This window comes from uncultured Agrococcus sp., assembly GCF_945915485.1.
Taxonomy (GTDB): domain Bacteria; phylum Actinomycetota; class Actinomycetes; order Actinomycetales; family Microbacteriaceae; genus Agrococcus.
Map to the genome: position 1 here is coordinate 19,637 of NZ_CAMEFJ010000009.1, position 26,726 is coordinate 46,362.

At 63.2% G+C, this 26,726-nt stretch carries 27 protein-coding genes; 3 read left to right on the forward strand and 24 right to left on the reverse strand.

Translation table 11 applies throughout. The features are described 5' to 3' along the window. Nucleotides 1-9 precede the first annotated feature (9 nt). From Q0O95_RS03170 to truB, 3 genes are read right to left on the reverse strand one after another with little or no spacing between them, the layout of a single operon-like run. On the reverse strand, nucleotides 10-399 hold the full coding sequence (locus Q0O95_RS03170; RefSeq protein ID WP_293695197.1) for an SdpI family protein: 390 nt from the start codon (nucleotides 397-399) through the stop codon (nucleotides 10-12). A 12-nt stretch (nucleotides 400-411) separates the two neighbouring features. Then, nucleotides 412-780, reverse strand: coding sequence for a hypothetical protein (locus Q0O95_RS03175; RefSeq protein WP_293695198.1), 369 nt, complete (start codon nucleotides 778-780; stop codon nucleotides 412-414). Beyond that, a complete protein-coding gene (truB, locus tag Q0O95_RS03180; protein WP_293695200.1) occupies nucleotides 777-1,676 on the reverse strand; it encodes a tRNA pseudouridine(55) synthase TruB in 900 nt (299 codons plus the stop codon). Before truB ends, Q0O95_RS03175 begins: the two co-directional genes overlap by 4 nt. A gap of 55 nt (nucleotides 1,677-1,731) precedes the next feature. Between truB and Q0O95_RS03185 the strand changes: the two genes are divergently transcribed. Next, nucleotides 1,732-2,712: a ketopantoate reductase family protein gene (locus tag Q0O95_RS03185; RefSeq protein ID WP_293695202.1), complete on the forward strand. Its 981-nt coding sequence runs from the start codon at nucleotides 1,732-1,734 to the stop codon at nucleotides 2,710-2,712. A 4-nt stretch (nucleotides 2,713-2,716) separates the two neighbouring features. Here Q0O95_RS03185 and Q0O95_RS03190 read toward each other — a convergent pair whose 3' ends face one another. Next, the gene (locus tag Q0O95_RS03190) at nucleotides 2,717-3,406 is read right to left on the reverse strand and encodes a hypothetical protein (protein WP_293695204.1); all 690 of its coding nucleotides are present in this window, start codon (nucleotides 3,404-3,406) and stop codon (nucleotides 2,717-2,719) included. Between the two features lie 185 nt (nucleotides 3,407-3,591). Here Q0O95_RS03190 and Q0O95_RS03195 point away from each other — a divergent pair, with 185 nt between their 5' ends. Beyond that, nucleotides 3,592-4,467, forward strand: coding sequence for an A/G-specific adenine glycosylase (locus Q0O95_RS03195; protein ID WP_293695206.1), 876 nt, complete (start codon nucleotides 3,592-3,594; stop codon nucleotides 4,465-4,467). 6 nt (nucleotides 4,468-4,473) lie between these two features. Here the strand turns inward: Q0O95_RS03195 and rbfA are convergent, their stop codons facing one another. From rbfA to ispG, 12 genes are all read right to left on the reverse strand, one after another. After that, nucleotides 4,474-4,902 (reverse strand): 30S ribosome-binding factor RbfA, encoded by a 429-nt coding sequence (gene rbfA / locus Q0O95_RS03200; RefSeq protein ID WP_293695207.1) that lies wholly within the window; start codon nucleotides 4,900-4,902, stop codon nucleotides 4,474-4,476. A gap of 15 nt (nucleotides 4,903-4,917) precedes the next feature. Further along, the gene (gene infB, locus Q0O95_RS03205; protein ID WP_293695209.1) at nucleotides 4,918-7,590 is read right to left on the reverse strand and encodes a translation initiation factor IF-2; all 2,673 of its coding nucleotides are present in this window, start codon (nucleotides 7,588-7,590) and stop codon (nucleotides 4,918-4,920) included. A 79-nt stretch (nucleotides 7,591-7,669) separates the two neighbouring features. Continuing rightward, nucleotides 7,670-7,945: a YlxR family protein gene (locus Q0O95_RS14070; protein WP_366516434.1), complete on the reverse strand. Its 276-nt coding sequence runs from the start codon at nucleotides 7,943-7,945 to the stop codon at nucleotides 7,670-7,672. A gap of 1,023 nt (nucleotides 7,946-8,968) precedes the next feature. Beyond that, a complete protein-coding gene (gene nusA / locus Q0O95_RS03210) occupies nucleotides 8,969-9,958 on the reverse strand; it encodes a transcription termination factor NusA (RefSeq protein WP_293695211.1) in 990 nt (329 codons plus the stop codon). Between the two features lie 219 nt (nucleotides 9,959-10,177). After that, nucleotides 10,178-11,944, reverse strand: coding sequence for a proline--tRNA ligase (locus Q0O95_RS03215; RefSeq protein ID WP_293695212.1), 1,767 nt, complete (start codon nucleotides 11,942-11,944; stop codon nucleotides 10,178-10,180). 97 nt (nucleotides 11,945-12,041) lie between these two features. Next, nucleotides 12,042-12,806, reverse strand: coding sequence for a hypothetical protein (locus tag Q0O95_RS03220; RefSeq protein WP_293695214.1), 765 nt, complete (start codon nucleotides 12,804-12,806; stop codon nucleotides 12,042-12,044). Continuing rightward, nucleotides 12,803-13,786, reverse strand: a complete 984-nt coding sequence (locus Q0O95_RS03225) for a VWA domain-containing protein (protein WP_293695216.1) — start codon at nucleotides 13,784-13,786, stop codon at nucleotides 12,803-12,805. The genes Q0O95_RS03220 and Q0O95_RS03225 overlap by 4 nt, the downstream gene beginning before the upstream one ends. Continuing rightward, a complete protein-coding gene (locus tag Q0O95_RS03230) occupies nucleotides 13,783-14,772 on the reverse strand; it encodes a hypothetical protein (protein ID WP_293695218.1) in 990 nt (329 codons plus the stop codon). Before Q0O95_RS03230 ends, Q0O95_RS03225 begins: the two co-directional genes overlap by 4 nt. Beyond that, the gene (locus tag Q0O95_RS03235; protein ID WP_293695220.1) at nucleotides 14,763-15,200 is read right to left on the reverse strand and encodes a hypothetical protein; all 438 of its coding nucleotides are present in this window, start codon (nucleotides 15,198-15,200) and stop codon (nucleotides 14,763-14,765) included. Before Q0O95_RS03235 ends, Q0O95_RS03230 begins: the two co-directional genes overlap by 10 nt. A 22-nt stretch (nucleotides 15,201-15,222) precedes the next feature. Continuing rightward, a complete protein-coding gene (locus Q0O95_RS03240) occupies nucleotides 15,223-16,098 on the reverse strand; it encodes a DUF58 domain-containing protein (RefSeq protein WP_293695222.1) in 876 nt (291 codons plus the stop codon). A gap of 29 nt (nucleotides 16,099-16,127) precedes the next feature. Beyond that, nucleotides 16,128-17,132, reverse strand: a complete 1,005-nt coding sequence (locus Q0O95_RS03245) for a MoxR family ATPase (RefSeq protein ID WP_293695224.1) — start codon at nucleotides 17,130-17,132, stop codon at nucleotides 16,128-16,130. 133 nt (nucleotides 17,133-17,265) lie between these two features. Then, nucleotides 17,266-18,408, reverse strand: coding sequence for a flavodoxin-dependent (E)-4-hydroxy-3-methylbut-2-enyl-diphosphate synthase (gene ispG / locus Q0O95_RS03250; RefSeq protein ID WP_293695226.1), 1,143 nt, complete (start codon nucleotides 18,406-18,408; stop codon nucleotides 17,266-17,268). Nucleotides 18,409-18,478: 70 nt separating this feature from the next. On the opposite strand from ispG, the gene Q0O95_RS03255 reads away from it, so the two are divergent. Beyond that, nucleotides 18,479-19,390, forward strand: a complete 912-nt coding sequence (locus Q0O95_RS03255; RefSeq protein ID WP_293695228.1) for a ribonuclease HI family protein — start codon at nucleotides 18,479-18,481, stop codon at nucleotides 19,388-19,390. A gap of 127 nt (nucleotides 19,391-19,517) precedes the next feature. Here the strand turns inward: Q0O95_RS03255 and Q0O95_RS03260 are convergent, their stop codons facing one another. The 8 genes from Q0O95_RS03260 to Q0O95_RS03295 all read right to left on the reverse strand — a co-directional run bounded on the left by Q0O95_RS03260 (nucleotide 19,518) and on the right by Q0O95_RS03295 (nucleotide 26,709). Continuing rightward, the gene (locus Q0O95_RS03260; protein ID WP_293695230.1) at nucleotides 19,518-20,849 is read right to left on the reverse strand and encodes a site-2 protease family protein; all 1,332 of its coding nucleotides are present in this window, start codon (nucleotides 20,847-20,849) and stop codon (nucleotides 19,518-19,520) included. Nucleotides 20,850-20,863: 14 nt separating this feature from the next. Further along, nucleotides 20,864-22,537 (reverse strand): ribonuclease J, encoded by a 1,674-nt coding sequence (locus Q0O95_RS03265; protein WP_293695231.1) that lies wholly within the window; start codon nucleotides 22,535-22,537, stop codon nucleotides 20,864-20,866. Between the two features lie 11 nt (nucleotides 22,538-22,548). Further along, nucleotides 22,549-23,520 (reverse strand): 4-hydroxy-tetrahydrodipicolinate synthase, encoded by a 972-nt coding sequence (gene dapA, locus Q0O95_RS03270; RefSeq protein ID WP_293695233.1) that lies wholly within the window; start codon nucleotides 23,518-23,520, stop codon nucleotides 22,549-22,551. A 17-nt stretch (nucleotides 23,521-23,537) separates the two neighbouring features. Next, nucleotides 23,538-24,062, reverse strand: a complete 525-nt coding sequence (locus Q0O95_RS03275; protein ID WP_293695235.1) for a dihydrofolate reductase — start codon at nucleotides 24,060-24,062, stop codon at nucleotides 23,538-23,540. A 1-nt stretch (nucleotide 24,063) separates the two neighbouring features. Continuing rightward, entirely contained in the window at nucleotides 24,064-24,864 is an 801-nt protein-coding gene (locus Q0O95_RS03280) for a thymidylate synthase (RefSeq protein ID WP_293695237.1), read from the reverse strand. A gap of 9 nt (nucleotides 24,865-24,873) precedes the next feature. After that, nucleotides 24,874-25,308, reverse strand: a complete 435-nt coding sequence (locus tag Q0O95_RS03285; RefSeq protein ID WP_293695239.1) for a hypothetical protein — start codon at nucleotides 25,306-25,308, stop codon at nucleotides 24,874-24,876. Nucleotides 25,309-25,336: 28 nt separating this feature from the next. Further along, nucleotides 25,337-26,038, reverse strand: a complete 702-nt coding sequence (locus Q0O95_RS03290; RefSeq protein WP_293695241.1) for a dihydrodipicolinate reductase C-terminal domain-containing protein — start codon at nucleotides 26,036-26,038, stop codon at nucleotides 25,337-25,339. A gap of 68 nt (nucleotides 26,039-26,106) precedes the next feature. Then, nucleotides 26,107-26,709: a histidine phosphatase family protein gene (locus tag Q0O95_RS03295; protein WP_293695242.1), complete on the reverse strand. Its 603-nt coding sequence runs from the start codon at nucleotides 26,707-26,709 to the stop codon at nucleotides 26,107-26,109. Nucleotides 26,710-26,726: the final 17 nt, after the last annotated feature.

A 26,726-nucleotide genomic window follows, 5' to 3' on the forward strand; every position in this document is an offset into this window, starting at 1 on the left:
TTTTAGAGTCTACTCCTGCATCTCGCTCGCGGACTCCTGGCGCAGCGCGACCGCGCGTGCGGCTCGGCTCCCCACGACGGCCCCGTACAGCACGAGACCCACCATCACGGCACAGCCCACCGATATGCCGGTCATCACCGCAGGCATCGAGACGGGAAGAAGCGCGAAGATGGCGCACGCGAATGCGGCATAACCCGACGACACGATCGGAACCCTTGCTCGGATATGAGCGGCTCGCCACGCCTCCTCGCTCGCCATGGTGCTCGGGATGCGGATGCCCGCGAGCCTATTGCGACTCAGCCGCCCCGAGGCCGCCGCCTGCCCCATCCAGATCATGACGCATCCGGCGATCAGCAACACGATCGCGAGAGCGACTCGCGCGAATATCTCTCCTTCCACGGCGCTCCGATCTCACGCGATCTGTACGAACCAGATCTGGTGCATCCGGTACACCATGACGGCGACCGCGAGAAGACCGATACCGAGGGCGAGAACGCCCCAGCGCCCCTTGTCGATCAGCGCCCAGAATGCGGCGGCCGGCGGGATGAGCACGCACGAAACCAAGTACGTCCAGTACTCGAACGGGTCGCCGGTAGGGCCGTTGCCCGCAACCTGGGCAACGATAGAAGCGACGATCTGGACGATGAGCGTGACGAGGGAGAACGCGGCGAAGGCAAGGAACAGGTCGTTCATCCTCACCCTTGCAAGTCCGGCGATCGTCACGAACAAGCCGAGTGCGGCGATCACGATCGCCTGTGTAATCATGAGCCAGGCGATCATGACGCGTTCTCGCTTCCCTCGTTCTGCTGTCTGCCTTGCGTTTCCTCTGGCATATTCGCAACCGGCACGAGATTGCCTGACTGCCCTCTTGCGATGCCGATTAAAGTGCCATCTCGAACGGCCGCGACGAGCCCCGTGATGTCGGAGTCGGGTCGGCGTCCGTTACGGAGGAGCTGGGCGCTCTCGGCGGTGAGCTCTGCAACGGGTAAGAACTTCTCGATAGCGGCGACCGGATCGATGAGGGCGTCGGCGGTGATCTCGTCTGCCATGACCGCCTCTGCAACGTGGAATGCTCCGACGTGCGTTCGTCGCAGTGCACTCAGATGCCCTCCTACGCCGAGGGATGCTCCGAGGTCTCGCGCGAGCGCCCGAATGTAGGTGCCGCTCGAACAATCGATGACGGCATCCACGTGCGCGCGGTCACCCGCTTGAAAGTTGTCGAGATCGAAACGCGAAACCGTCACCGATCGGGCTTTCAGCTCGACGTCCTCTCCCCCGCGAACACGAGCGTACGCGCGCGTCCCATCGACCTTGATGGCGCTGACCGCGGAAGGAACCTGCTCTATTTCACCACTGAGCGGCGCAACTGCCGCGCGAATCGCATCCATCGTCAGCGAGGATGCATCAGCGGTTTCCGTCACGTCCCCTTCCGCGTCATCCGTGACCGTCGACGCTCCCAGGGTGATCGTCGCTTCGTACGTCTTGTCGGCCCCGACCATGAAGGTCAGCAACCTGGTGGATGCGCCGACACCGAGCACGAGCAGCCCGGTAGCCATCGGGTCGAGGGTCCCGGCGTGACCAACCTTTTTCGTCTTCAACGCTCGGCGAGCCATGGCGACGACGGTGTGGCTCGTGACGCCGGCCGGTTTGTCGACGAGCAGAATTCCATTGGGCACGCATCGAGGTTACCCGAGGGCGCGGGATGACCGCGCCGGCAGTAGGCTGAGTCACGTGACGCGCGTGGGAATCATCGGTGCCGGATCCATCGGCGGCCACCTCGCAGCTATGCTCGCCGCCGAAGGTCATACGGTGTCGATTACGGCACGCGGCGGGAATCTCACTGCCATCAGTGACGACGGGTTGCACGTCAGCGGCGCATTCGGTGAGTTTCACGAACGTGTGCGGGCGCAGGAAACGCTGCCGGATGTCGACGCGGTCGTGCTCGCGACGAAAACGCTCGACACCGAGACGGCACTCGCCGCGAACCCGATCGCAGCCGAGCGACCAGTTCTCGTCATCCAGAACGGGCTCAACGGCCACGGACGCGCGGCAACGATCCTGGGCCACGAACGTGTCGCCGGCGGAATCTCGACGACTGCCGCGAATCTCATCGAGCCCGGCAGAATCGACGTCACGGCTGCCGGGAAGCTGTTCATCGGCGGCAGGGAGGGCGAATTCTTCACCGAGCTCCTGCAGGGTGCCGTTCCCGGAGTTGCACACGTTGACGGGATCGAGGGCGCGCAGTGGACCAAGCTGGTCATCAACATGGTGAACGCCGTCCCGGCCCTCGTGGACAGGAGCGTGCAGGACACGATCGCAACCCCGCCCCTCCTTCGCATCATTACCGCGAGTATGCGCGAAACCGTTCGCATCGGGCGGGCCTCGGGCAATACGCTGCGACCGCTGCAGGGGCTGTCGACCTTCCTACTGCGACTCATCGAACACGGACCGTTGCCGCTTGCCGCAATCGTCCCCCGTCGAATGGCCGCGGTCATGGGCGACGTGCCGAACCTCGGCTCGACACAGCAGAGCATCGTGCGAGGCAAGCCGACCGAGATCGGCTACCTGAACGGCGCCGTCGTGGACGCCGCACGCAGGGTCGGACGCGAAGCGCCCGTCAACGCGGCAATCACCGCTCTCGTGCATGAGCGGGAAGCACGCAGCGAACCGTTCACGGTCGACGAAGTCGCGCAGCGCATCCCGCTCCGCTGAACCGTCAACGCACGAGAATCGGGCGCTGCCAATCGCTGTTGTCGAGCAGCATGTCCGCACGGTCGAAAGGGGCAGCCGTCTCCTCGTAGTACGCGTGAGCCTGCTGCGCGAGCCCGTGCGAAGCGTGCGAGATGAGCGGATGCGCGCCATCGCGTGCCTGCAGGCGCGATCCGCGCACACCGTCGGCGGCCTCCACGAGCAGGAATCCGTGCCAGAGATCGCGCAGAGCGGGCCGCGCAAGGAACTCGCCCTCGACGATCAGTACTGCGTTCTGCCCTGACGACTCCCAGTCAGGCTCCACATAGGCTTCGGCTTCGGCATCGTATGATTTCAGCACGAAGGACGTCGAGCCGCCCATCATGAACGGTTCGAGGAGCGAACGCTTGAGCTCCGAGAGGTTGTAGGTGTCGTCGTAATAGCCTCGCGCTGAGGCCGGGCCCTGTCGCTCGCGCACTCGACGCACGTTCAGGAAGTCGCCCATCGATGCCGCGAACGATGTGACTTCTGCGCGGGCGAATGCGACACGGAGTTCGTGGGCGAGCCTCGACTTCCCGACACCGTTCCGTCCGTCGACGGCGAGCATCCTGCGACCTCTCGGGTTCCTGGCGAGGAATCTCTCGGCGATCTGGGTGTAGACGGTGCGCTGCTCCTGGGTCCAGTCGGCGGCGCGCATCATAAGGGCGTAATCGGGCATGCCTCCATCGTATTGCTCCTCAACGTCGTCGTTGGCCGGTATCTCATGCAAGTGTCACCGGATGTTGACCATACGGGCATCGGTCACGAAAAACGGATGCTGCGGTTCCCTTTCGGCCGTCGACTCAACATTTCGTGACCGCCCGTTGGGCTCGTACGGCTGCGCTAACGAAATAGACTGTCCGTGTGATCTCGCGCTCGTCACTGCTTCGACTGCTGCCGCCCTGGTACGACGAGCACGCACGAGATCTGCCGTGGCGACGGCCCGAGTTCGACGCGTGGGGCACGCTCGTGAGTGAAGTGATGCTGCAGCAGACTCGGGCGAGCAGAGTAGCGATCGAGATCGATCGCTGGCTGGAACGCTGGCCAGGGCCCCGCGACCTCGCCGACGCTCCGACACACGAAGTATTGCGGCAGTGGGGCACGCTCGGCTATCCGAGGCGGGCGCTGCGGCTGCAGGATACGGCAGTCGCGATCGTCGAACGGCACGGTGGCGTCGTGCCAGGAGATGTTCGTGAACTGCTCGCGCTGCCCGGTATCGGGGACTACACGGCACGGGCCGTTGCCGTCTTCCATTTCGGCGACCGGCACCCTGTCGTCGACACGAATGTGCGCCGAGTCATCGCCAGGGCCGTGCACGGGCAGGGAGAAGCGGGCCCCGCCGCGAAGCGCGATCTGGCAGACGTCGAGGCGCTGCTTCCAGAAGGCAGAGAGGATGCCGCGCTCGTTTCGATCGCCCTTATGGAGTTGGGTGCTCTCGTGTGCACGGCGAGAGCACCGAAATGCGATGAGTGCCCTTTGCTGTCCGCGTGTTCATGGGTTGCTAGGGGCAAGCCGGAGTTCACCGGAAGAAGAGCTCCGAAGCAGGCACGGTTCGAGGGCAGCGATCGTCAGGCACGGGGCCGTATTCTGCGCGCGCTGCGGGAGTCGGACATCCCCATTCCTGTGGCGGATTTCGTGCTCGTGTGGTCGGATGACCCGCAGCGCGAGCGAGCGATAGAGAGCCTGAAACGAGACGGGCTCGCCGTCCAGGAGGACGACGAGCTCCGTCTGCCGTACTGAAGTGCTTCAGTCCTCTTCGCGAGGTTCGCGGTAGGCATCCTCACCGGCTGCGTACTGTGCGGACGCAGCGCCATCTCGAGTCTCCGCATCCCGCTGACGAGCCTCATCGAGCAGGTGTTCGATCGAGGCCGCGTTCTCGGGAACCGCGTCGAGCTGGAACTCGATGGAGGGCGTGAGTCGCAACGACAGCCCCCGACCGAGTTCACGGCGAACGACGCCCTTCGCGCTCTCGAGCGCAACACCGGTGTCCGCGATCTCCTCCTCCGTGCCGAGCACGGTGTAGAAGACCGTGGCGTGCTGCAGATCCCCGGTTACCCGCACGTCGGTGACGGTGACGAACCCCAGGCGGGGGTCCTTCACCTCATTCCGTAGCGCGTTCACGGTGATCTGACGGACGGTGTCCGCGATCCTGCGTGCTCTCGGACTCTCATTCATGGATTCCTCCTGCGACTAGTCGCGCGGCTTCTCGACCATCTCGATGGTCTCGATCTCGTCGCCGACACGGATGTCGTTGTACTTGCCGAGGCCGATACCGCACTCGAAGTCCGTGCGAACCTCGGTGACATCGTCCTTGAACCGACGTAGCGACTCGATCGCGAGACCGTCCGCCAGCACGACACCCTCGCGGATGACGCGTGCCTTGGCGTTACGCGTGATCGTGCCCGACCGTACGATGACACCGGCGATGTTGCCGAACTTCGAAGAGCGGAACACCTCGCGGATCTCGGCGACACCCGACTGGACTTCCTCGTACTCGGGCTTGAGCATGCCCTTGAGGGAGTTCTCGATGTCGTCGATGGCCGCGTAGATGACGCTGTAGAAGCGCACGTCGATGCCTTCACGCTGCGCACGCTCGCGTGCCTTCGTGTCGGGCCGAACGTTGAATCCGATGACAACAGCGTTGTCGACGGTCGCGAGGTTGATGTCGCTCTCCGTGACGGCACCCACACCGCGGTGAATGATGCGCAGATCAACGGAGTCGTCGACCTCGATCTTGAGCAGCGACTCTTCGAGCGCCTCGACAGCACCCGAAACGTCACCCTTGATGATGAGGTTGAGCGTTTCGACCTTGCCCTCGTCGAGAGCGGTCTTGAAGTCTTCGAGCGAGAGGCGCTTGCGGGCCTTTGCCAGCTGTGCGTTGCGCTCGAGTGCTTCACGCTTCTCGGCGATCTGGCGGGCAGTTCGATCCTCCTCAGTCTGCAGGAAGGTGTCGCCCGCCCGCGGAACGGAGGAGAGACCCTGCACCTGAACAGGCATGGACGGGCCGGCCGCTTCGACACGATTGCCCATGTCGTCGATCATCGCCCGGACTCGGCCGTAAGCGGTGCCCGCGACAATGGAGTCACCGACGCGGAGCGTGCCCGACTGGATGAGGACCGTGGCGACGGAACCGCGCCCCTTGTCGAGCTTCGCTTCAACAGCGACACCGCGCGCCTCCCTGTCGGGGTTGGCACGGAGGTCGAGCCCCGCATCCGCCGTCAACAGCACGGCCTCCAGCAGATCCTGCACGCCCTGACCCGTACGAGCCGAGACGTCGACGAACATGGTGTCGCCGCCGTACTCCTCGGTGACGAGGTCGTACTCGGTGAGCTGCTGACGCACCTTCGCAGGGTTCGCATCTTCCTTGTCGACCTTGTTGACCGCGACGACGACGGGCACACCCGCAGCCTGCGCGTGGTTCAACGCCTCGATCGTCTGCGGCATGATGCCGTCATCGGCGGCCACCACCAGGATCGCGATGTCCGTCACCTGCGCGCCACGGGCACGCATGGCGGTGAACGCCTCGTGACCCGGGGTGTCGATGAAGGTGATGGGGCGTTCGACGCCGTCGTGCTCCTTGACGACCTGGTAGGCACCGATGTGCTGCGTTATGCCGCCGGCTTCGCCGGAAACGACGTTGGCGTTGCGAACAGCGTCGAGCAGTCGAGTCTTACCGTGGTCGACGTGGCCCATGACGGTCACGACAGGCGGACGATACTCGAGATCCTCTTCGTCGTCTTCGTCATCGAGATCGATGTCGAAGGCTTCGAGGAGCTCCTTGTCCTCGTCCTCGGGGCTGACGAGGTCGAGCTTGTAGCCGAGTTCGTCAGCGAGAAGCTCGAATGTCGTCTCATCCAGCGACTGTGTCGCAGTGGCCATCTCACCGAGGTGGAACAGCACTGTTACGAGGTCGGCCGGGCTCGCACCGATCTTCTCTGCGAAGTCGGCGAGCGAGGAACCGCGCCGCATGCGGATGGGTGTCGAGCCGTCACCGCGAGGTACCTTGACGCCGCCTACCGACGGCGCTTCGCGCATCTCGAATTCGAGCCGCTTCGCGCGCCTCGACTTACGGGACTTCGCTTTGCCGCCGCCGCGACCGAAAGCACCTGCCGTACCACCGCGACCGCGACCGCCGCGACCGGCGAATGCCGGGCCGCCACGACCCGGGGCTCCGCGGCCGGGGCCACCCCCACGTCCTGCGGGGCCGCCAGCGGGTGCGGGGGCTCCTGGGCGAGGGGAGCCGGGGCGAGGTGCTCCCGGGCGAGGCGCACCGCCACCACCCTGGCGCGGGCCTCCCTGTCGACCGCCACCGCCGGGGCGGCGCTCGCCTGCCTGGCCACCCTGTCGCGGGCCGCCGGGGCGCTGCCTGCCCATACCCTGCTGGGATGCGAAGGGGTTGTTACCGGGGCGGGGTCCACCGGGACGAGGGCGCGGGCGCGGAATAGCGCTCGGCTTGGGGGCGTCACCGGAAGGCGCCGCAGCAGGTTTCGGAGCCTCTCCCTGCGCTTCATCAGCAGCGGGCCTAGGAGCCTCTGCCGGCTTCTCGGCCGCGGGGCTCGGCTTGTCTGCAACCTTCTCAGCTGGCTTGGGACCCGCGGGCTTCGGGCCACCGGGCTTCGGGCCGGTCTTCGCGGCGGGTTTCGCGCTTGCCGATTTCGGCGCGTCTGCCTTGGGCGCAGGCTTGTCTTCGGTCGGCACGACGCCGTCTTCGACGAGCTTCTTCTTCAGGCGACGCGCGACCGGCGGCGCAACGGACGATGCCGAGCTCTTGACGAACTCGCCCATCTCCTTAAGTTTTTCTAGCGCAACTTTGCTCTCAACACCGAGCTCAGATGCGATCTCGTGTACGCGTGGGTTTGCCACTTCTCTCCTGTCCGGTCCGTGATTCCCGGGCAGGAGTCACGGACGTCAATTGATAACGGGTCTCATTTCGAGCCGCTCATTAGTTGTCCATGGTGGTTTTCGTTCCTTTGATCTCGGATTCGGATGAATCGAGGGTTTGGATCTCCGCGATACGGGCTGTATCGAGTGCACGCACCCGGAGTGCTCGACGAAGTTTCGGTTCGCACTTCGCGACGCATTCCGGTGTCGGATGCACCCACGCGCCTCGTCCAGGAAGTCTTTCACGACCCTCCGGGATTGCGACTCCCTGCTCAGCGACGATTCGCACCAAACGGCGCGGCTCATCGCGTTCACGGCAGCCTAGACACGTACGGATGCTAACAAGTCTACCTCACGGAACGCTCGGGCGTGTCTGCCGACCGGCATCCTTCGTGGAGGGCGAACGGGTTCGCCGCGCGACCGTGCAGCTCTCCTGCGTACAAGTCGATGCCCACGGGCGTGTCTTATCGCTAGCCTCACTCGATCCGCGTTGGGATTGCTCTGCGTACGGCAAGCAGCGCAGCACCACTGGCACTAAGAGCGGAGTTCAGGTCGGAATTCTCGAAGAATTCCGACCCAAAGACCGCTCTAAGTGAAGAAGTCGGATTTGGCGAACCGGTGAACTCCGATATGTGGCAAGGCAGGGCCCCCGCGACAACATGCATAGCGAAATGGAGTGGTTGACGCGGAATTCGATCCTGTGGATCGAATTCGTGGAAAGACAGGGACTCGATGCGACTTCGCAAACAGCGATAGTTCAGACCAAAGCGATCCTGCGGATCAAACTCTTGGAAAGACAGGGAGTCGACGGGACTTCGCAAACAGCGATAGTTCAGACCAAAGCGATCCTGCGGATCAAACTCTTGGAAAGACAGGGACTCGATGCGACTTCGCAGAGAGAAGTACTTCAACACAAAGCGATCCTGTGGATCGATTTGTGAAAAGACAGGGACCGGCGCTACAACTCCACCACAGAGTTGAGCTCAATATCGATCCTGCGGATCGAATTCATGCAAGGCAGGGCCCCGCTACAACATGCATAGCGAAATGGAGTGGTTGACGCGTGGACAAATGGGGCCGAGCGAAGCGAGGTCGGGGCCCCATTTTCCACGTGACAACCCGACTGGAGCGAACAACTGGAATTCGATCCAGTGGATCGAATTCATACAAGGCAGGGAGTCGACGGGACTTCGCAAACAGCGATAGTTCAGACCAAAGCGATCCTGCGGATCAAGCTCTTGGAAGGACAGCGTCCCGCTCCGCAGATCACCCAATAGATTCAGCTGAATGTCGATCCATCACTCAAAACGATCCACAGGACCGTTTTCTTCACGACGGCGCGAATTGAAATCCAGCGCAACTACGCTTCCATTACCGAATCGGGCTGAATGTCGATCCTCGCGCCTGTCAGCTTCGCGGCTAGGCGTGCGTTCTGCCCTTCTTTGCCGATTGCGAGCGACAGCTGGAAGTCGGGAACCAGCGTCCGAACTGCCTTCGTCTTCTCGTCGAGCATGAACGACTCCGAGACCTTCGCAGGGCTCAGTGCGTTCGCGACGAACTTAGGCAGGTCGTCCGAGTAGTCGACGATGTCGATCTTCTCTTCACCGAGCTCGGTCTGCACGGCACGAACACGCGCCCCAAGCTCGCCGATGCAGGCACCCTTCGCGTTGATCTCGGGGTCCTTGGCGCGCACCGCGATCTTCGAACGGTGACCGGCCTCCCTGGCGATCGCAACGATCTCGACAACGCCCTGAGCGATCTCGGGTACCTCGAGAGCGAACAGCTTGCGAACGAGACCCGGGTGAGTGCGCGACACCGTCACGCGCGGACCGCGCTCGCCGCGTTCGACCTTGGTGATGTAGACGCGGAGGCGCTCGCCGTGGCTGTACTCGACTCCGGGGACCTGCTCCTCGGGAGGAAGCACCGCTTCGAAGTCGTCCGAGAGCTTGACGCGGATCATGCGAGGATTCGAGCCCTGCTGCACGACACCGGCCACGATCTCGCCCTCGCGGTCCTTGTACTCACCGAGCACGTTCTCCGTATTGCGCTCGCGCATCGCCTGCACGATGACCTGCTTGGCGACGCTGGCGGCGAGTCGACTGAAGTCGTCGGGCTGGATCTCCTGCTCGCCGATCCGGTTGCCGTCTTCATCGAGCTCAGGCTCCAGCAGCGTGACGCCACCCGTGCGACGGTCGATCTCGACACGAGGTTTTTCGGCATCGGGTGTCGGCTCCGTCTTGGAACGCAGGTACGCCTGCAGAATGGCCTGCTCGATAATGCTCAGCAGATCGTTGAAGGGGATCTCCCGCTCTCGTTCCACCAGCTTCAGTGCGTTGATGTCGATGTCCATCGCGGTCTCCCCTCTGTTCAACTGTAGGCCGCTCATTGCGGACGCATCAGCTTATCGCTTCCGGCGGCCTCAGCGCCACTTCACCGAGCCACTCCCGCATCCACACCCCGCTGCCTCCGCACACTTCTCGGTCTATACAGGGAATGAACGCACTATACGGGCGTGTCGGCATGCATAGACCGAGAAGTGTAGCGGGACGAATGGGGTGGAGGACGGGGCTTAGGCGCGCAGGGCTGCCAGAACGTCCTCACGGCGAACGGGCAGCTTCTCACCGGATGCTCGGTCCCAGAGCTCGAATTCTCCCTCGGCAGCACCGCGCCCGATGACGAGTGCCTTCGGCACGCCTATCAGTTCAATATCCTTGAACTTGACTCCCGGTGACACCTTGCGGCGGTCGTCGAAGACCGTCTCGAAGCCCTCGGCGTCGAGCTCGGCGACGACCTCTTCCGCGACTCGGAAGACTTCTTCGTCTTTACCCGTGGCAACGACGTGGACGTCGAACGGCGCGACTTCGGCGGGCCAGACGATGCCCTTCTCGTCGTGAAAGCGCTCGACGATCGCGGCGAGGTTGCGCGTCACGCCGATGCCGTACGAGCCCATGGTCACGGTCACGAGCTTGCCGTTCACGTCGAGAACTTCGAGACCGAGGGCGTCCGCGTACTTGCGCCCCAACTGGAACACGTGGCCGACTTCCATCGCCCGGATTCTGCGAATCGGCCCCGACCCGTCCGGGGCGGGGTCACCATCGACGACAGTTGCGGCCTCCACCGTTCCGTCCGTTCCAAAGTCACGCCCCGCGACGAGCCCGAAGACGTGGCGACCCGACTCGTTCGAACCCGTGATCCAGCTCGTGCCCTCGACAATCCGGGGGTCCGTGAGGAAACGGATGCCGCTACGGGATTCCTCCCCGAGAACGGGCCCTTCGGCGCTCCAGGGCCCTATGTAGCCTTTCACAAGCGCGGGGTTGGCAGCGAAATCCTCTTCTGTCGCCGCGGCGACTTCTGCAGGCTGGAACGCGACCTCCACGCGTTTATCGTCGACATCCCGGTCGCCGGGAATTGCGACGACGACCAGTTCGGTCGAGCCGTCGGGGTGCGTGAGCTTCAACACCACGTTCTTCAGTGTGTCGGCGGCGGTCCATGCCCGTCCGTCTTCGCGCGGGAACCTCGCGTTGGCATCCGCCACGAGTGTTTCGATGGTCGGAGTATCCGGAGTGTCGTGAACGACGGGGGCCGGCAGTCCCTCGGTCTGCTGCGGCTCAGGTGCGATGGTTGTGAATGCCTCGACATTGGCGGCGTATCCGGCGTCATTGACGACAACGACGTCTTCGCCCACCGCCGTCGGGTGCATGAACTCTTCGCTCTTGGAGCCGCCCATGGCTCCCGCATCGGCCGCCACGATCACAGTGTCGAGACCGAGGCGCGCGAAGATACGCTCGTAAGCGTCACGCTGACGCTGATACGAGGCCTCCAGCCCGGCATCATCCACGTCGAACGAATAGGCATCCTTCATCGTGAACTCACGCGTGCGCAGCAGCCCTGCGCGCGGTCTGGGTTCATCGCGGTACTTGTCCTGAATCTGATAGATCGTGACCGGGAGATCCTTGTACGACGAGAACAGATCCTTCACGAGCAGCGTGAATACCTCCTCGTGCGTCGGGGCAAGCAGGTGATCGGAGCCGCGGCGATCCTGCAGCCTGAAGAGGTCATCCCCGTACTCGGTCCAGCGACCCGACAGCTCGTAAGGCTCCCTCGGCAGCAGCCCCGGGAACAGCACTTCCTGCGCTCCTGCCGCAGTCATCTCCTCCCGGATGATCTGCTCGATCTTTCTGCGAACACGCAGACCGAGCGGCAGCCAGGAGAACAGGCCGCTGCCGGCGCGGCGAATATACCCGGCGCGCACCAGCAGCTTGTGGCTGGCGACTTCTGCGTCGGCGGGGTCATCACGAAGGGTACGCAGGAACAGTTGCGAAAGTCGAGCGGTCATGATCCGAGCTTATCTGCCGGAACGACCCTTCACCGTCACCGACCTCTCGTGCCCCGAGCTCGATCTCACTTCGCGTAACGGCACCGTGAAAAGTGCATCACCAAGGCTTGTCGACGCCGTCGCCGCCGCCGTTCTCGTCGTCGCCGTAGCCGTCCTGCTCCTGACGGTCGCGCTCCGACTGGCGTTGGCGCTCCAGCAGCTCTTGCTCCTGATCCGTCAGATCGTCCTCTTCGTTCTGGCCGCCGTTGTCATCGTTCTGATCGTTGTCGTTGTCGCCGCCGTTGTCGTCGTTGTTATCGTCGCCATCGCCATCGTCTTCCTCGATCTTCGCCTCGATACGAGGGACCGATTCCGTGAGCTGCTCCAGGATGTTCGGCTCGCGTTCTGCCGGCTCCTCCATGCAGCCCGGGGGCGCCTGCTCGATGAGGTCGAGAGCTTCGTAGTAGAACTGATTCGCGGTTTCGCGATCACCGGTCTCTCGCTGCTCGTCACCCTGCTTCTCGACGACGTAGACGAAGTTGGTGTAGATCACGCAAAATTCGTTCGACTCGGGATCCGGGTGCAGTGTGAGCGCCTCTTCGAGCAGTTCCCTCGACTCCTCGAGTTCCCCGCTCATGCCCAGCGCTACGCCCTTGTTGTAGGGGGCGCGCCACTGCTCGTAGAAGTTCCACCAGAACAGGGGTTCCGTTTGGTCTGCAGCCTCCTGGTAGGCGCGGTGGTCGTACGCCGTGATGGCGGAATTCGCGCTCATCTCCGTCGTGAAGAATTTCGTGGACACCACGAGGCCCGCTATCGCGACAGGGATCGCGCAGAGCATCAGTATTCTGCGCCAGCGTCGACGCTGGCCGTCTGTGATGGTCATGACGGCTCCTTCGGCGGAACGGTCTTCCGGATCTGCCGCATGATGTGGAACGCTTCCCAGGCCAGTAATGCGGCCAGCGGGTAGGCGAAGATCCAGTAGAGGTCGAGACGTGACTCGCGCATCCGCTCCATGGAGACCTCCGCGTCGCCGTCCGAGAGCCCGTCGAGGCTCGTCCGCAGTTCCGTTCCGGGGCTTCTGTGCAGGTAGGTGAGGCCGGCTTCGCTTGCGATCGACTGGAGGTTCGACTGGTCAATGGACGAAATCGCGGGCTGCCCGGTCGAGGGATCGATGACGTATTCATCGGTGAGGCCCGTGTACGTGGAGCGTGGCATCTGCGCGCCCTCTTCCGTTCCATAGCCGAGTACGAACCCTCCGCTGATCATGCCGTTCAGGTCTGCGAAGGAGTCGACGGGGTCCGCGCTCGTCTGCTCTCCGTCGCCCATGTAGATGACGATGATGGGGTCGCCGGGGCTGCTGCTGTTGAGTCGTTCCACCTCTTCTACGAGCAGGTCCCTTCCTGAGCTGACGGACGACCCACGCGACGTCTCCGCGATCTCCGGACGCATTGCGCGCACCATCTCGATGACGGCGGAGCCGTCACTCGTCAGGGGAACGTTGAGCGTTGCCGTTGAATTGAACGTGATGACGGAGATATCGGCGCCCGCGAACGCGTAGGCGACATCCCTGACGTCCTCCCGCACGCCGTCGAGGCGCGTTTCGTCGCCCCAGTCTTCCGCGGCCATGGACTGCGACGTATCGATGACGAGGAAGACGTTCGCGGAGATGGAGCCCGTTGGCACGAGACCGCCCGGGACACCGGGATGCGCGATCATGGCGGCCACGAGCAGCACCATGACGCCGCGCCTGATCCAACCCATGAGCTGTTTCCGCGCCACGATGGCGCGCCAGACGCAGAACGCGAGCAGCCCGAAGGTCGCGATAACCAGGGCGGGAAGCGGGATGTCGGGCAGTAGCGTCATAGTCTCGCCCTCCAAGCCAAACCGAGCAGACCGAGCATCAACACTGCGATCCACATCGGCCTGTTGGCCGGGTTATCGATCACTTGCACTTCCGGCGGCGTTTGAATGTAGCCGGCTTCAAGAGCATTGATCTCATCGATGATGGTGCGCACGGTGCCGCCGAAGTCCAGCGGGAAGTACTCGCCGCCGGTGGCCTCCACGACTTCCTGCAACTGGATCGAGGGTTCGTCCGTCGGGAAGTGGGCGGGATTGATGGCGTAGACGCGCACTTCGTTGTCGATCGCGAGCTGCCCGGCTTGCTCGAGGGAGTACACCTGGTTGCCGTTCACGAAGTTGTCGGTCGCCAGGATGATCGAGCGCGGACGATCGTTGTCTTCGTTGAGGTTCGCGAAGTCGGTTGCGCAGCCCGCGAGCCCGTCGCCGACGAGCGAAGCTCCGGCGATCGAGCTCGTACCGGCCCGATAGTCGAAGTCGCCGCGGCCCTCGAAGGCGTCCTCGTATTTATCGAGCTGCTCCATGATGTAGTCGTAATCGCTCGTCATGGGGAAGGCGAGGTATCCGCTGGCGTCCCAGATCCGCATCCCGATGCGCTCCCCGCTCAGGCCCTGCACGATCTGCTTGTAGATCCTGACGATCTCGGCGTCGACATTCACCATCGACCCGGAAACATCGAGGCAGAGCAGAATGTCTCGCTTGTAGTCTTCGTTCTGCTGCGCATCGACCGTCGCCGGCCGTGCGGCCGTTACTGCGGTCACGGATGCGATGATCATCACCACTACGACGGCAGCGGCGGTCAGGAAGCGATATTCGCGCATCGCCGAGCGGTAGGCCTTCAGCCCTGTCAGGCGGTCGACGTGAGCGACCGGGAGCCCCGATGACGACGAGCGACGACGTCGGAAGATCAGGAATCCGGCGATGAGCGCAAGTACGACGACGATGATGACGATGGGAACCCACCACCACCACATGACTGTTCCTATGCCCACGTTGCCACCACCCTTCTTGCCATCTCGATCGCTTCGTCCGGGTCGGTCTTCGCCTTCCGCATGAATGAAGACGGGTAGTAGCGCTCGACAGCTCCCGGAACAAGCGGTACTTGCGCGTGCCGCATATCTTCGAGCGTCATGACTTCGGCCTCGATGCCGCTCGCCTCGTGCGCGAAGAAGCGCAGAACGAGGCTGAGCCGCTGCGAAAGTTCGCGCGGATCGAGCTCACCCGCCCCGTGTTCGGAAGCCACTTCCTCGACGAGGTCGAGATACTTCTGCTTGACGCTGCGCACGTCCACCTTCTTCGGAGGAGGAGGCGGTGGCTCGAGGATGCCGCGGGGTCGTCCGAAAATCCACAGCCCCGCGTACAGAATAACGATGGCCGCCAGGACGAGCGCACCGAGCACCCACCATGGCCAATACGCCATGGGTCCATACAGATCGGGAGCATCAAGCGCGGCTCGCACGACGGTGCCTCTCCAGCAGACGGAACAGCGACTGCACCGTCTCTTTGATCGAACCGATTCTGACGCCGGCGACCCCCTTCTTGCGAAGTTCGCCCTCGAGCAGGTCTCGTCGCTGCTCTACTCCCCTGTCGAAGACCCGTTGCAGCTTGCGGCTGCGGCGAACGAAGTCGGGCAGCTCTGCCTTGCTGTCGACTCCCCAGACCGCAGGGGCACCTGCCGACCTGGCCATGAGATCCGCGTCGCCGACAGAAACCCACATCACTTCGTGACGGGCGTGCAGACGACCCAGCTGCGTCACCATGTCCGGATTCAGCAGGATGTCATCGGCCACGATGAATACGATCGATCTGTGCCGCAGCCGACGCGCAACCTGTGTCAACACGAACGTCATGTCGCTCTGCGGTGAATCCAACGTGATCGACTCATCGATTCTCCGCAGCATTCGCTCTATGTGAGCTTCAGAGCCTCCCTGCGGCATGTGGTCGAGGTTGTCGCTGTTCCCCGTGAAGAGTGCCGCCCGATCCCCGTGTCGAGTCGCGAGATACGCAAGAACGCCGACGGCTTGAATGGCGATCTCGGACTTCGGCTCGCCGCTCTCACCGATGGCGGCCATCCCCCGACCCGTATCGACGACGAAGACGATGTTGTGCTGACGCGAGGCGATGTAGCGCTTGATCAACGGCACGTTGGATCGGGCCGTCGCCTTCCAATCGATGTCCTTGACTTCGTCTCCCGGCGCATATTCGCGCAGATCGTCGAAATCGTGGCTCCTGCCGTGATGGATGGAAGAGTACTCGCCATCCAGCAACTCGATGGTCTTGCGGTGCGCGTGAATGCGCATCCGCGTTTTGACCTTCATGAGTCGTTGCTTCACTGGAAATCGAGCTCCTACGGGGTACGAACCGAGCCGAAGATAGCGTCGATGACGTTCTCGCTCGAAACCCCATCAGCTTCGGCTTCGTAGTTCAGAATTATGCGATGACGCAGGATGACGTGACTGAGATCCTTCACGTCCTCGGGAATCACGTAGTCGCGACCCCGGATGAGTGCGAGCGCACGTCCGGCCTGGGAGAACGCGATCGAGCCGCGCGGGCTGGCGCCGTACTGCAGGTATTCGGACAGCTGTGCGCCGATGTAGTCGGAAGGGTGGCGCGAGACGTACATCAGCTGCACGATGTAGTTCGTGATGGCCTGATCGATGTAGACACGCTTGGTAAGACCCTGGAGGCGCATGACGTCCTCCAGCGAAGCAACGGGAGCATCCGGGCCCTGATCGAACACGCCGGTCTCGATGCGGCGAACGATCTCGGCCTCCTCGCTGGGGTTCGGGTAGTCCAGGATCACCTTGAGCAGGAAGCGGTCGAGCTGTGCCTCCGGCAGCGTGTACGTTCCCTCCTGCTCAATGGGATTCTGGGTGGCGAGTACGAAGAACGGCTTCGGCAGTGCATGCGTCTCTCCTCCTATGGACGTCTGCCGCTCCTGCATCGCCTCGAGCATCGCCGACTGGGTCTTCGCGCTGGAACGGTTGATTTCGTCCAGCAGGACGAAGTTCGCATGCACTGGCCCGAGCTGCGTGCGGAAGTTGCCCGTGTGCTGGTCGTAGATCTGCGTACCGACAATGTCGCTGGGCAACAGGTCGGGTGTGCACTGGATGCGGTTGAAGGATGCCTGAATACTCTGCGCCAACGTCGCCGCGGCCGTGGTCTTCGCAAGGCCGGGCACGGACTCCATGAGCACGTGCCCTCCCGAAAGCAGTGCGACGAGCAGGCTCTGCAACAACGGTGTCTGTCCGACGACTTTGCCGCCGAAGCTGTTCTGGATCGCCGAGATCTGAGACTGCGCCCACTCAAGTTCGTCCTGAGAGATCGGCGCTCTCTGCGCTGTGCTGGCCACTGAAGGTTCCTTTCGTCGCTGCAACGAGCCTAGGTGCCGTGAACAGGCAAAGCCTGGGAAGACTCTGGAGCCTGCCTGAATTCCGGCGGCGTATGAAGTTAGTCGGATCGGTCTTGGAATGGTCGGCGGCAACCTACGCCGTCACCACGGTCGCCTCTCCCCTGTCGAGCCCCTGCTCCTCCGCAATCCGGCGGGCCTCCGAGATCAGAGTCGACACGATGTCCTCTTCCGGAACAGTTCTGATGACCTCGCCCTTGACGAAAATCTGGCCCTTGCCGTTACCGCTCGCGACCCCGAGGTCTGCCTCTCGAGCCTCTCCGGGGCCGTTGACGACACATCCCATGACCGCGACGCGCAGCGGGAAGGAAATGTCTTTCAAACCTTCCGTGACTTCTTCTGCGAGCGTGAAAACGTCAACCTGCGCACGCCCGCAACTCGGGCAGGACACGATCTCGAGCTTCTTCTCGCGGAGTCCGAGCGACTGCAACAACTGGAGTCCGACTTTGACCTCTTCAGCAGGAGGCGCGGAGAGCGAGACGCGAATGGTGTCGCCGATCCCTTCCCCGAGCAGGATGCCGAACGCTGCAACCGACTTGATCGTGCCTTGGAACGCGGGGCCGGCTTCCGTGACTCCTAAATGCAGCGGCCAGTCTCCCCGTTCGGCGAGCAGACGATAGGTCTTGACCATTACGACCGGATCGTGATGCTTGGCCGAGATCTTGAAATCGTGGAAATCGTGCTCCTCGAATAGGCTCGCTTCCCATACGGCGCTCTCCGCCAGCGCCTCGGGCGTCGCTTTGCCGTGCTTCTCGAGAAGCCTCGGGTCAAGACTGCCGGCGTTGACACCGATACGAAGGCTGACACCGGCGTCGGTCGCGGCTTTCGCGATCTCGCCCACCCGGTCGTCGAACTTGCGAATATTGCCGGGGTTCACCCGCACGGCTGCGCAGCCCGCTTCGATCGCCTTGAACACGTACTTCGGTTGGAAGTGAATATCGGCGATAACCGGGATCTGACTCTTCTTCGCGATGATGTGCAGCACGTCGGCATCTTCCTGAGTCGGCACTGCGACACGCACGATGTCGCAGCCGGTCGCCGTAAGTTCCGCGATTTGCTGCAGAGTGCCGTTAATGTCCGTCGTCTTCGTGGTTGTCATCGACTGCACGGCTACCTGCGACTCGCTGCCGACGCCGACCTTTCCGACCCTGATCTGCCGTGTCTTGCGCCTCGGTGCGAGGGTGAGCGACTCCGGACTCCCGAGATTAATCGCAGACATGCGTACAAGCCTACGTGCTCCCCTCGCATGGCGGGGCCGCCGTGGCGATTGCAACTGGCATGATCGGAGCATGACTCTCGTGGCTGCCGCAGACGGCTCTTCACTCGGAAATCCCGGCCCAGGAGGCTGGGCGTGGTTCGTCGACGACACGTGCTGGGCGTCCGGCGGTTGGCCTCGTGCCACGAATAATCAGGGCGAACTCACAGCGGTGATCGACCTGCTCGAACAGTCGAGGGAGGTCGAAGATCTCCTCGTTCTGCTCGACAGTCAATACGTACTCAAGAGCGCAACCGAATGGATTCCCGGCTGGAAGAAACGCGGCTGGCGCAAGGGCGACGGCAAACCCGTGCAGAATGCCGAGTTGATGCAACGGCTGGATGCCGCTCTCGAGTCACGTCGCGCGGCCGGGCTTCGGACGGAGTTCGAGTGGGTGCGCGGTCACTCGGGTCAGGATCTCAACGAGCGTGCCGATCAGCTCGCACAGCGTGCCGCTCGTGCATTTCAGGATGGCCGAACTGCGGACGCAGGGCCGGGAATGCGAGGAGCGCCTTCGTCCGATGAGCACCGAGCGCCCGCTAAAGAGCAGGAGGCGTCACCCACGTCACTCGAGCCGGACCTCTTCGACGGACTCGATTTCGCAGTCGATGCATCCGACGAAGGCGAAGTCGTGCGTCTTGAGCGTCAACTGCTCGACGATGCGGTGCGCGCAGACCCCGCGAGCGTTGCTGCGCTTCTGCATCCCGAGTGGGAGGAGATCGGTGCGAGCGGCAGACGTTGGTCACGCGACGAGATGCTCGCCGAGATCACGCCGCTGACCGTTCCAGAGGGATTCGAGTTGCTGGCGATCCATGAGCTCTCGACGGAGGCTGTGCTCATCGTGTGGCGCTCCGTTGGCGAACACTCGGCGCTGCGCAGCAGCGTCTGGGTGCGGGAGGGCGGTCGCTGGCGACAACGATTCCATCAGGGCACGAGAGAGTCGTAGACCCCGGACTAGACACTGAGGTCTTCTCGCGCTGCTCGAGAATCCAGCGCGAGCGGCAGGAGTCAGGAAAGGCGAACTCTCGTCTTCCAACGCGGTGGTTACCGCGAACCGGAGTACATGATCTGAGCTATTGACCGCCGAGCGTTATTGGCTTGACGATGTCGGCGTAGATCAGCAGTACGCCCATCACGAGCAATAGCGCCGATACCGCAAGCGTCACGGGGACCCATTTGGCGGTGTCGAGTGGTCCGGGGTCCGGGCGACCGAACAGCTTCGCCAGCCTCCTCCGTACCGCATCGACGAGCGCGCCGAGAATGTGCCCGCCGTCGAGCGGCATGAGCGGAATCAGGTTGAAGACGAAGAGCGCGACATTCAGACTCGCAAGCAGGCCGACCATCGATGCGATCCGCTCGACGATGGGTATCTGATCGTTGGACGCGATTTCGCCCGAGAGCCTGCCGACCCCGACGACGCTCAGCGGACCGTTCGGGTCGCGCTCGCCCTGACCGAATGCAGCGACACCGACATCCCACAGCCGCTGCGGCAGGTTGAGGATCATGTGGCCGACGCGTTCGACGTTCTCGCCGACCGCCGGCAGCACAGCGGATACCGGCTGCTGCACGGTTTCGTACTGCGGGCCGATGCCGATGAACCCGACGGGCTCGGTCACGTATACGCCGTCTTCTCGGATGGGCTGGCCCCAACGGTCTACTACCGGGCGTTCGCTCTCAAGCGGCTCGACGGTCAGGGTCACAGGCTCGCCGTCGCGCAACACCTCGACCTCGGACTCTTCGCCGGCACGCTCCCGGATCAGCCCCTGCACGGCCTCCCAGCTCGTGACCTCGACCCCGTCGAAGCTGAGAATCTCATCGCCGGGGAGGACACCGCCCGCCGCTGCCGGCGCGAGCGGATCGTCCTCCTCGCATTCGGTTCGCTCTTCCGCGGAACTGATGACGCACTCTGAGACATTGGCGACCGTCGTGCTCGGCTGCGCCACGCCGAAGCCGCAGAGCAGGATGCCGTAGAGCAGGACGGCGAGCACGAGGTTCATCATGGGTCCGCCGAGCATGATGATGAGCTTCTTCCAGACCGCCAGGCTGAAGAACGTGCGGTGCTCTTCGCCATCCACAACGGTCTCCGCACTGGAATCGCGAGCGTCCTGCACGAGCGTGTCGAAGAAGCCAGTGCTGGCATCCCTCGGCTTGCCGCCCTTCTGCGCCGGTGGGTACATGCCGCTCATCGAAATGTAGCCGCCGAGCGGAATCCACTTGAAACCGTACTCGGTCTCGCCGAACCGCTTCGAGAAGATCGTCGGCCCGAATCCGATCATGTACTGCCCGACGCGAACCTTGAACAGCTTCGCCGGTAACAGATGACCGACTTCATGCAGACCGATCGACACGGCAAGGCCGACGACGACGACCAGGACCCCAGCGATGAAGAGCAGAACTGCTTCCACTACGCAGCTATTCCTTAGACCTCGAGCACCATCGGCACGATCATGGGCCTACGACGGATTCGCTTGCCGACCCAACCGCCCACGGTTCTACGAACAACCTGACTGAAGGCGTGCTGGCCGCGAACCCCGTTTTCAGCGGCTTCACGCAGCGCCTCGACGATCTTGGGCCTGATGGAATCGAAGATGCTGTCGTCCTCGGCGAATCCGCGAGCGTGAATCTCGGGTCCGACGATGATCTTGCCGTTGTTGGGGTCGATCGCGACGAAGATCGAAACGAACCCCTCCTCGGCGAGTATGCGACGATCCTTGAGATCCGCATCGTCAACGGCACCGACAGACGAACCGTCGACATACACGTAACCGATGTCGTACTTGCCTGCGACCCGGATGTCGCCGTCCGTCATGTCCCACACCGTGCCGTTTTCGCCGACGAAGGTACGTTCTTCCGGGATGCCCGTTTCGACCGCCAGTTTCGCGTTCGCGTGCAGGTGCCGATATTCGCCGTGAATCGGTATGACGTTACGGGGCTTGAGGATGTTGTAGCAGTACAGCAGTTCGCCTGCAGAAGCGTGCCCTGAAGTGTGCACCTTCGCGTTGCCCTTGTGGACGACGGAGGCGCCGAGCTTCATGAGCCCGTTGATGACGCGGAACACCGCGTTCTCATTACCGGGGATCAGGCTGGAGGCCAGGATGACCGTATCCCCTTCGCCGATCTCGATCCTGTGCTCACGATTCGCGATTCGCGACAGAACCGCCATCGGCTCGCCCTGCGAGCCCGTTGACATGAAGATGACTCTGTCATCCGGCAGTTGCTCCGCCTTCTTCTGGTCTATCAGAATGCCCTCGGGAACATCCAGATAGCCGAGCTTGGATGCGATGGTCATGTTTCTCACCATCGACCGCCCCACGAACGCGACCCTGCGGCCGCTCGCCTCGGCGGCATCCAGCACCTGCTGCACCCGGTGCACGTGGGAGGAGAAGGATGCGACGACGACCTTGCCGGGCGTCTTCGCGATCACTTGCTCGATGACCGGCCCGATTTCGCGCTCCGGCATCCCGAAGCCGGGAATGTCGGCGTTGGTGGAGTCCACCATGAACGCGTCGATACCCTCTTCGCCGACTCTCGCGAATGCCCGAAGATCGGTTATTCGGCCATCGAGCGGCAGCTGGTCCATCTTGAAGTCACCCGTGGCCAGAACCGTGCCTGCGGAGGTACGAATCGTGACCGCCAACGAGTCGGGAATCGAGTGATTGACAGCGATGAACTCGAGCGAGAACGGCCCCAGCTCTTCCGTGTCGCCCTCACGAACAGTCATCGTGTACGGCTTGATCCGGTGTTCCTTCAGCTTCGCCTCGATCAACGCGAGCGTCAGCTGTGACCCGAGCAGTGGGATGTCCGGTTTCAGCTTCAGCAGGTACGGGAGCGCCCCTATGTGATCCTCGTGACCGTGCGTGAGCACGACAGCGACGACATCATCGAGCCGGTCGCGAATCGAGTTGAAATCCGGCAGAATCAGGTCGACGCCCGGCTGGTGTTCCTCAGGGAACAAGACCCCGCAGTCGACGATCAGCAGCTTGCCGTTCAGCTCGTAGACGGTCATATTGCGGCCGACTTCGCCGAGACCACCGAGCGGAACGATCCGCATGCTGCCGTCCGCGAGCGGACCGGGTTCTTCAATGTCGGTCATACGACCCTTTCCTAACGAGTTGTTCCGTGCACTTTCGGCAGCGCACCGCCGGCCGCTGCGTTTCGATCAGGGCGGAAGCCTGAGAGATCCAGCCCGTCGATGTCCTTGACGCACGCGATCTCATCTTCGATCCGTGCGGCTTCGTGGTCTTCGGGGCCGACGAGAGGCAGACGTACCCGAGGTGACGCGATACGTCCGAGCCCGTGCAGGATGTACTTCGACGAAACGGTTCCCGGAACGTGTGTCATGGTCGCGCGCACAAGCGGCTCCAAAGCGCGGTGCTGTGCCTGCGCCGTGTGCAGATCTCCCCTGTTCACAGCATCGACGATCGTCCTGTACGGTCCCGGCGCGATGTTCGCGGTGACTCCTATCAGACCCGATGCGCCGATCGACAGGTGCGGCAGCACATTGGCATCATCACCCGAGAAGTACAGCAGGTCTGTCTCGTTGAGCACACGGCTGACTTCCGCCAGGTCTCCCTTTGCGTCCTTCACCGCCGCAATGTTCGGATGCTGGGCAGCACGCAGCAGCGTGTCGTACCTGATCTCGATGCCGGAACGACCGGGAATGTCGTACAGGATCACGGGGAGATCGGTCGCATCGGCGATCATGCGGAAGTGGGTGAGGACGCCCGCCTGCGTCGGCTTGTTGTAGTAGGGCGTGACGATCATGACGCCATCGGCTCCGGCCTGTTCAGCCTGTCGATAGAGGTCCATGGCGTGGGCGGTCTCATTCGATCCGCCACCCTGGATGACCTTCGCCCTGTTCCCGGCCACGGACTTCGCGACCTCGATCAGCTTGATCTTCTCGGGGTCGGTGAGCGTCGACGTCTCACCAGTCGTCCCGGAGACGACGATGCCGTCAGCCCCTTCGGAGACGACGGAGTCGATAAGACGCTCAACGTCATCCCACGCCACCTCACCGTCCGCCTGAAACGGCGTGACGAGGGCTACGAGTACTTGGCCAAAAGGATTCTCAGTCACCCGTCAAGGGTACCGCTTCATGTGCTGGTAAATGACGAGAAGCGATAGCGGAGCCCGTTCTTTGCCACATGAAACCCGTCGGAAGGATCGATACGCACCCGCTGCCAGGAGGCATCGATCGTAGGCGCGGTCACAGTTCCTGCCGCGTCCGCATCGATGTCTGTGACTTCGAGCAGGTCCGCGTACTGCAGCGCCTGCTCGTACAACGTCCCTCCTCCCATGATCCACGCCTCGGGCTCATCACGGACCAGCGCAAGCGCCGAGCGGATGTCAGCGACCGTCTCGGCGCCGGCCGCAGCATAGCCGGGTTGCCTGGTCAGCACGATGTTTCTTCGCCCCGGCAGAGGTCGGAAGCGTTCCGGGAGCGACTCCCAGGTTGCGCGCCCCATGATCACCGGATGCCCTGCCGTGACCGCTTTGAAATGCCGCATGTCCTCGGGCAGATGCCACGGCATCCCCGTTCCGTCGCCGATGACTCGCCCGCGCGCTTGCGCCCACACCATGCCGAGCAGGCTGGGGCCCGGTATGCTCCCTCGCGTCATGTCAGACCGCAACGGGGGCTTTGATGCCCGGGTGGTGCTGATAGTCGACCACCTCGAAGTCTTCGAACTCGTAGTCGAAGATCGAGTCCGGTCTGCGTGCGATGCGCAGTTTCGGCAGCGGATACGCGTCCCGGGACAGCTGCTTCTCCACTTGCTGCACATGATTGTCGTACACGTGCGTGTCGCCGCCGGTCCAGATGAAATCGCCCGGCTCGAGATCCAGTTGCTGCGCCATCATGTGGGTCAGCAGCGAATAGCTCGCAATGTTGAACGGGACGCCGAGGAACATGTCGGCACTGCGCTGATACAGCTGGCAGGACAACCTGCCGTCCACAACGTGAAACTGGAATAGTGCGTGGCACGGAGCGAGTGCCATCGAAGGAATCTCGGCAGGATTCCAAGCGCTCACGATGATCCGGCGCGAGTCAGGATCCTGCCGCAGTTGATCCATCACCTGTTGCATCTGGTCGATGTGGCCGCCGTCGGGAGTCGGCCACGAACGCCACTGCACGCCGTACACGGGTCCGAGCTCGCCGTTGTCGTCGGCCCATTCGTCCCAGATCGAGACACCGCGCTCCTGCAGCCACCGCACGTTGCTGTCGCCGCGCAGGAACCACAGCAACTCGAGCGCCACGGACTTGAAATGCACCCGCTTCGTCGTGATGAGCGGGAATCCCTGTGACAGGTCATAGCGAATTTGTCTACCGAACACGCTGCGCGTACCGGTCCCTGTGCGATCCTGCTTGTGCTTGCCGTTCTCGAACACATCTCGGAGCAGGTCTTCGTACGGTGTCTCAGTCACGCACCCAGGCTACTTCCCTCTGCTCAGTTCGATGGCTTTGCGCGCGGCCTTTCGCGCCCGTCGCCGGTCGCGAGCCGCGTCGTAGGCCATGGACAGCCGCAGCCACGACTCCCAGGATTCCGGATGCTCGTGCACGTCGTCGCGCGCCTTCGGGAACGCCTCGAGCGCGGCATCCAGCTCGGCTCTCCCCGACGGCGTTGCCGGTAACGGCTCCGGCATCCCGTCGTTCTTCTCGAGCCTGCGCACGAGTCGCTCGAGCCGGAACCCGAACCGGATCTCGACGACCAGCACCCAAACGCCGAGCAAGGGGAACACGAAGAGCGCTGTTCCCATGACGATGCCGACGGGTTCGCCGGAGCGCACCAGATCGAGCGCGCGTTGGAACACCAGGACGACGTACATCGCGAGGACTGCGGCCATACCAAGGGCGAAGCCCTTCTTCATGCGATTTCCCGTCTCGTGGTCTCAGGTTTCACGACGTGAGCCCTAGCAGATCGTCGAGCCCGACGACGACGCCTTCTGGAGTCTGCGCTCCGATAGCGAGGGCGATGCCCGTCGCATACGAATTGCTCGACAGCGTGTCGTGACGAATCGTCAGTGTCTCTCCCGTGCCACCGAACCGCACCTCCTGCCAGGCGCTGACACCCGGCAACCGCAGCGCGTGCACGGGAACCCCTTCCACGATGGTGCCACGACCCGGTTCATCGGGTGTGAACGCCTGCTGCTCCCGCACCTCGGCGATGCGCTCCGCCGTGCGAACAGCGGTTCCGCTGGGAGCATCCGTTTTCGCCTCATGATGCGCCTCTATCACCTCCGCGTACGGCAAGTGCTGCGCGGCAACGGTCGCGAGGTGCGTCGAGAGAACGCTGCCGACGGAGAAGTTCGGCACGATGCGCACACCGTTCGCGCCCTCGTCGGCGAGCTCATCGACGCGCTCGGCCGTCCAGCCGCTCGTCGCAACGACGGTGGGCAGCCCTGCGTCCACGGCCGCTCGCACGATGGCGGCACTCGCGTCGAACACGGTCGCTTCGAAAACCCTGTCGCACCCCGAGAAATCAACGTCACCGCGGCCTTCGATCGGTTTCGCAGTGAACCCGTCCATCGCGTTGATCGTTTCGACCGCAACGCTGCCGAGACGGCCCGTTGCTCCCACTACACCCACTGTCGTCGTCACAACTGTCCATGGTAGACGCTGCGAGGCCGTCCGCGGGCATCGATGCGGGATGCGGTGCCTCGGAAACGCTACACGGACTGCGGCAGGGAAAGTCCCGTACGGTCCTCGGGTGCGAGATGGCCGAGATCATTGTGCGCGACTAGCTGCGCTGGGCGACCCGAGCGGAGCCGGAGGATCGTGAGCCCGCAGTGGGCCTGATTCAAGCCCATCCACTTCCACTCGGGAGCTTCCAGTACGTGTCGCACGAACCAGCCGATGACGAAGTTGTGCGTTATCAGGAGCTCATTGCGCTGCTCGCCGCTGCGGCCTATCCAGGTTGAGATCGCATCGGCCATTTGGGCGCGGCCCGCTTCGACCTCCTCTTCCGTGATGCCGGAGAAGAATGAGCGGTAGGCGACGGGCGGCTCCGCCTCGAGGCCGGTCGGAACGCAGTCCATCAACAGGGAGTGCGGCTCGAAGTCGACCGAGGGCATCCGGCCCTTCATGACTCGCGCGGTGTCCTCCGCCCGCTCAAGCGGTGAGTGGAAGGCACGATGGAAGTGCACTCCACTCAGACGGTCGGCGATCGCAGTGGCCTGTCGAATCCCTCGAGAGGAAAGCGGACCCTCTTCAACGCCATGCTCGGCGTCCTGCTGTTCGCCATGTCGAACCAGGTACAGCAGATGTCCCACGGTGTTCTCCACAGTTA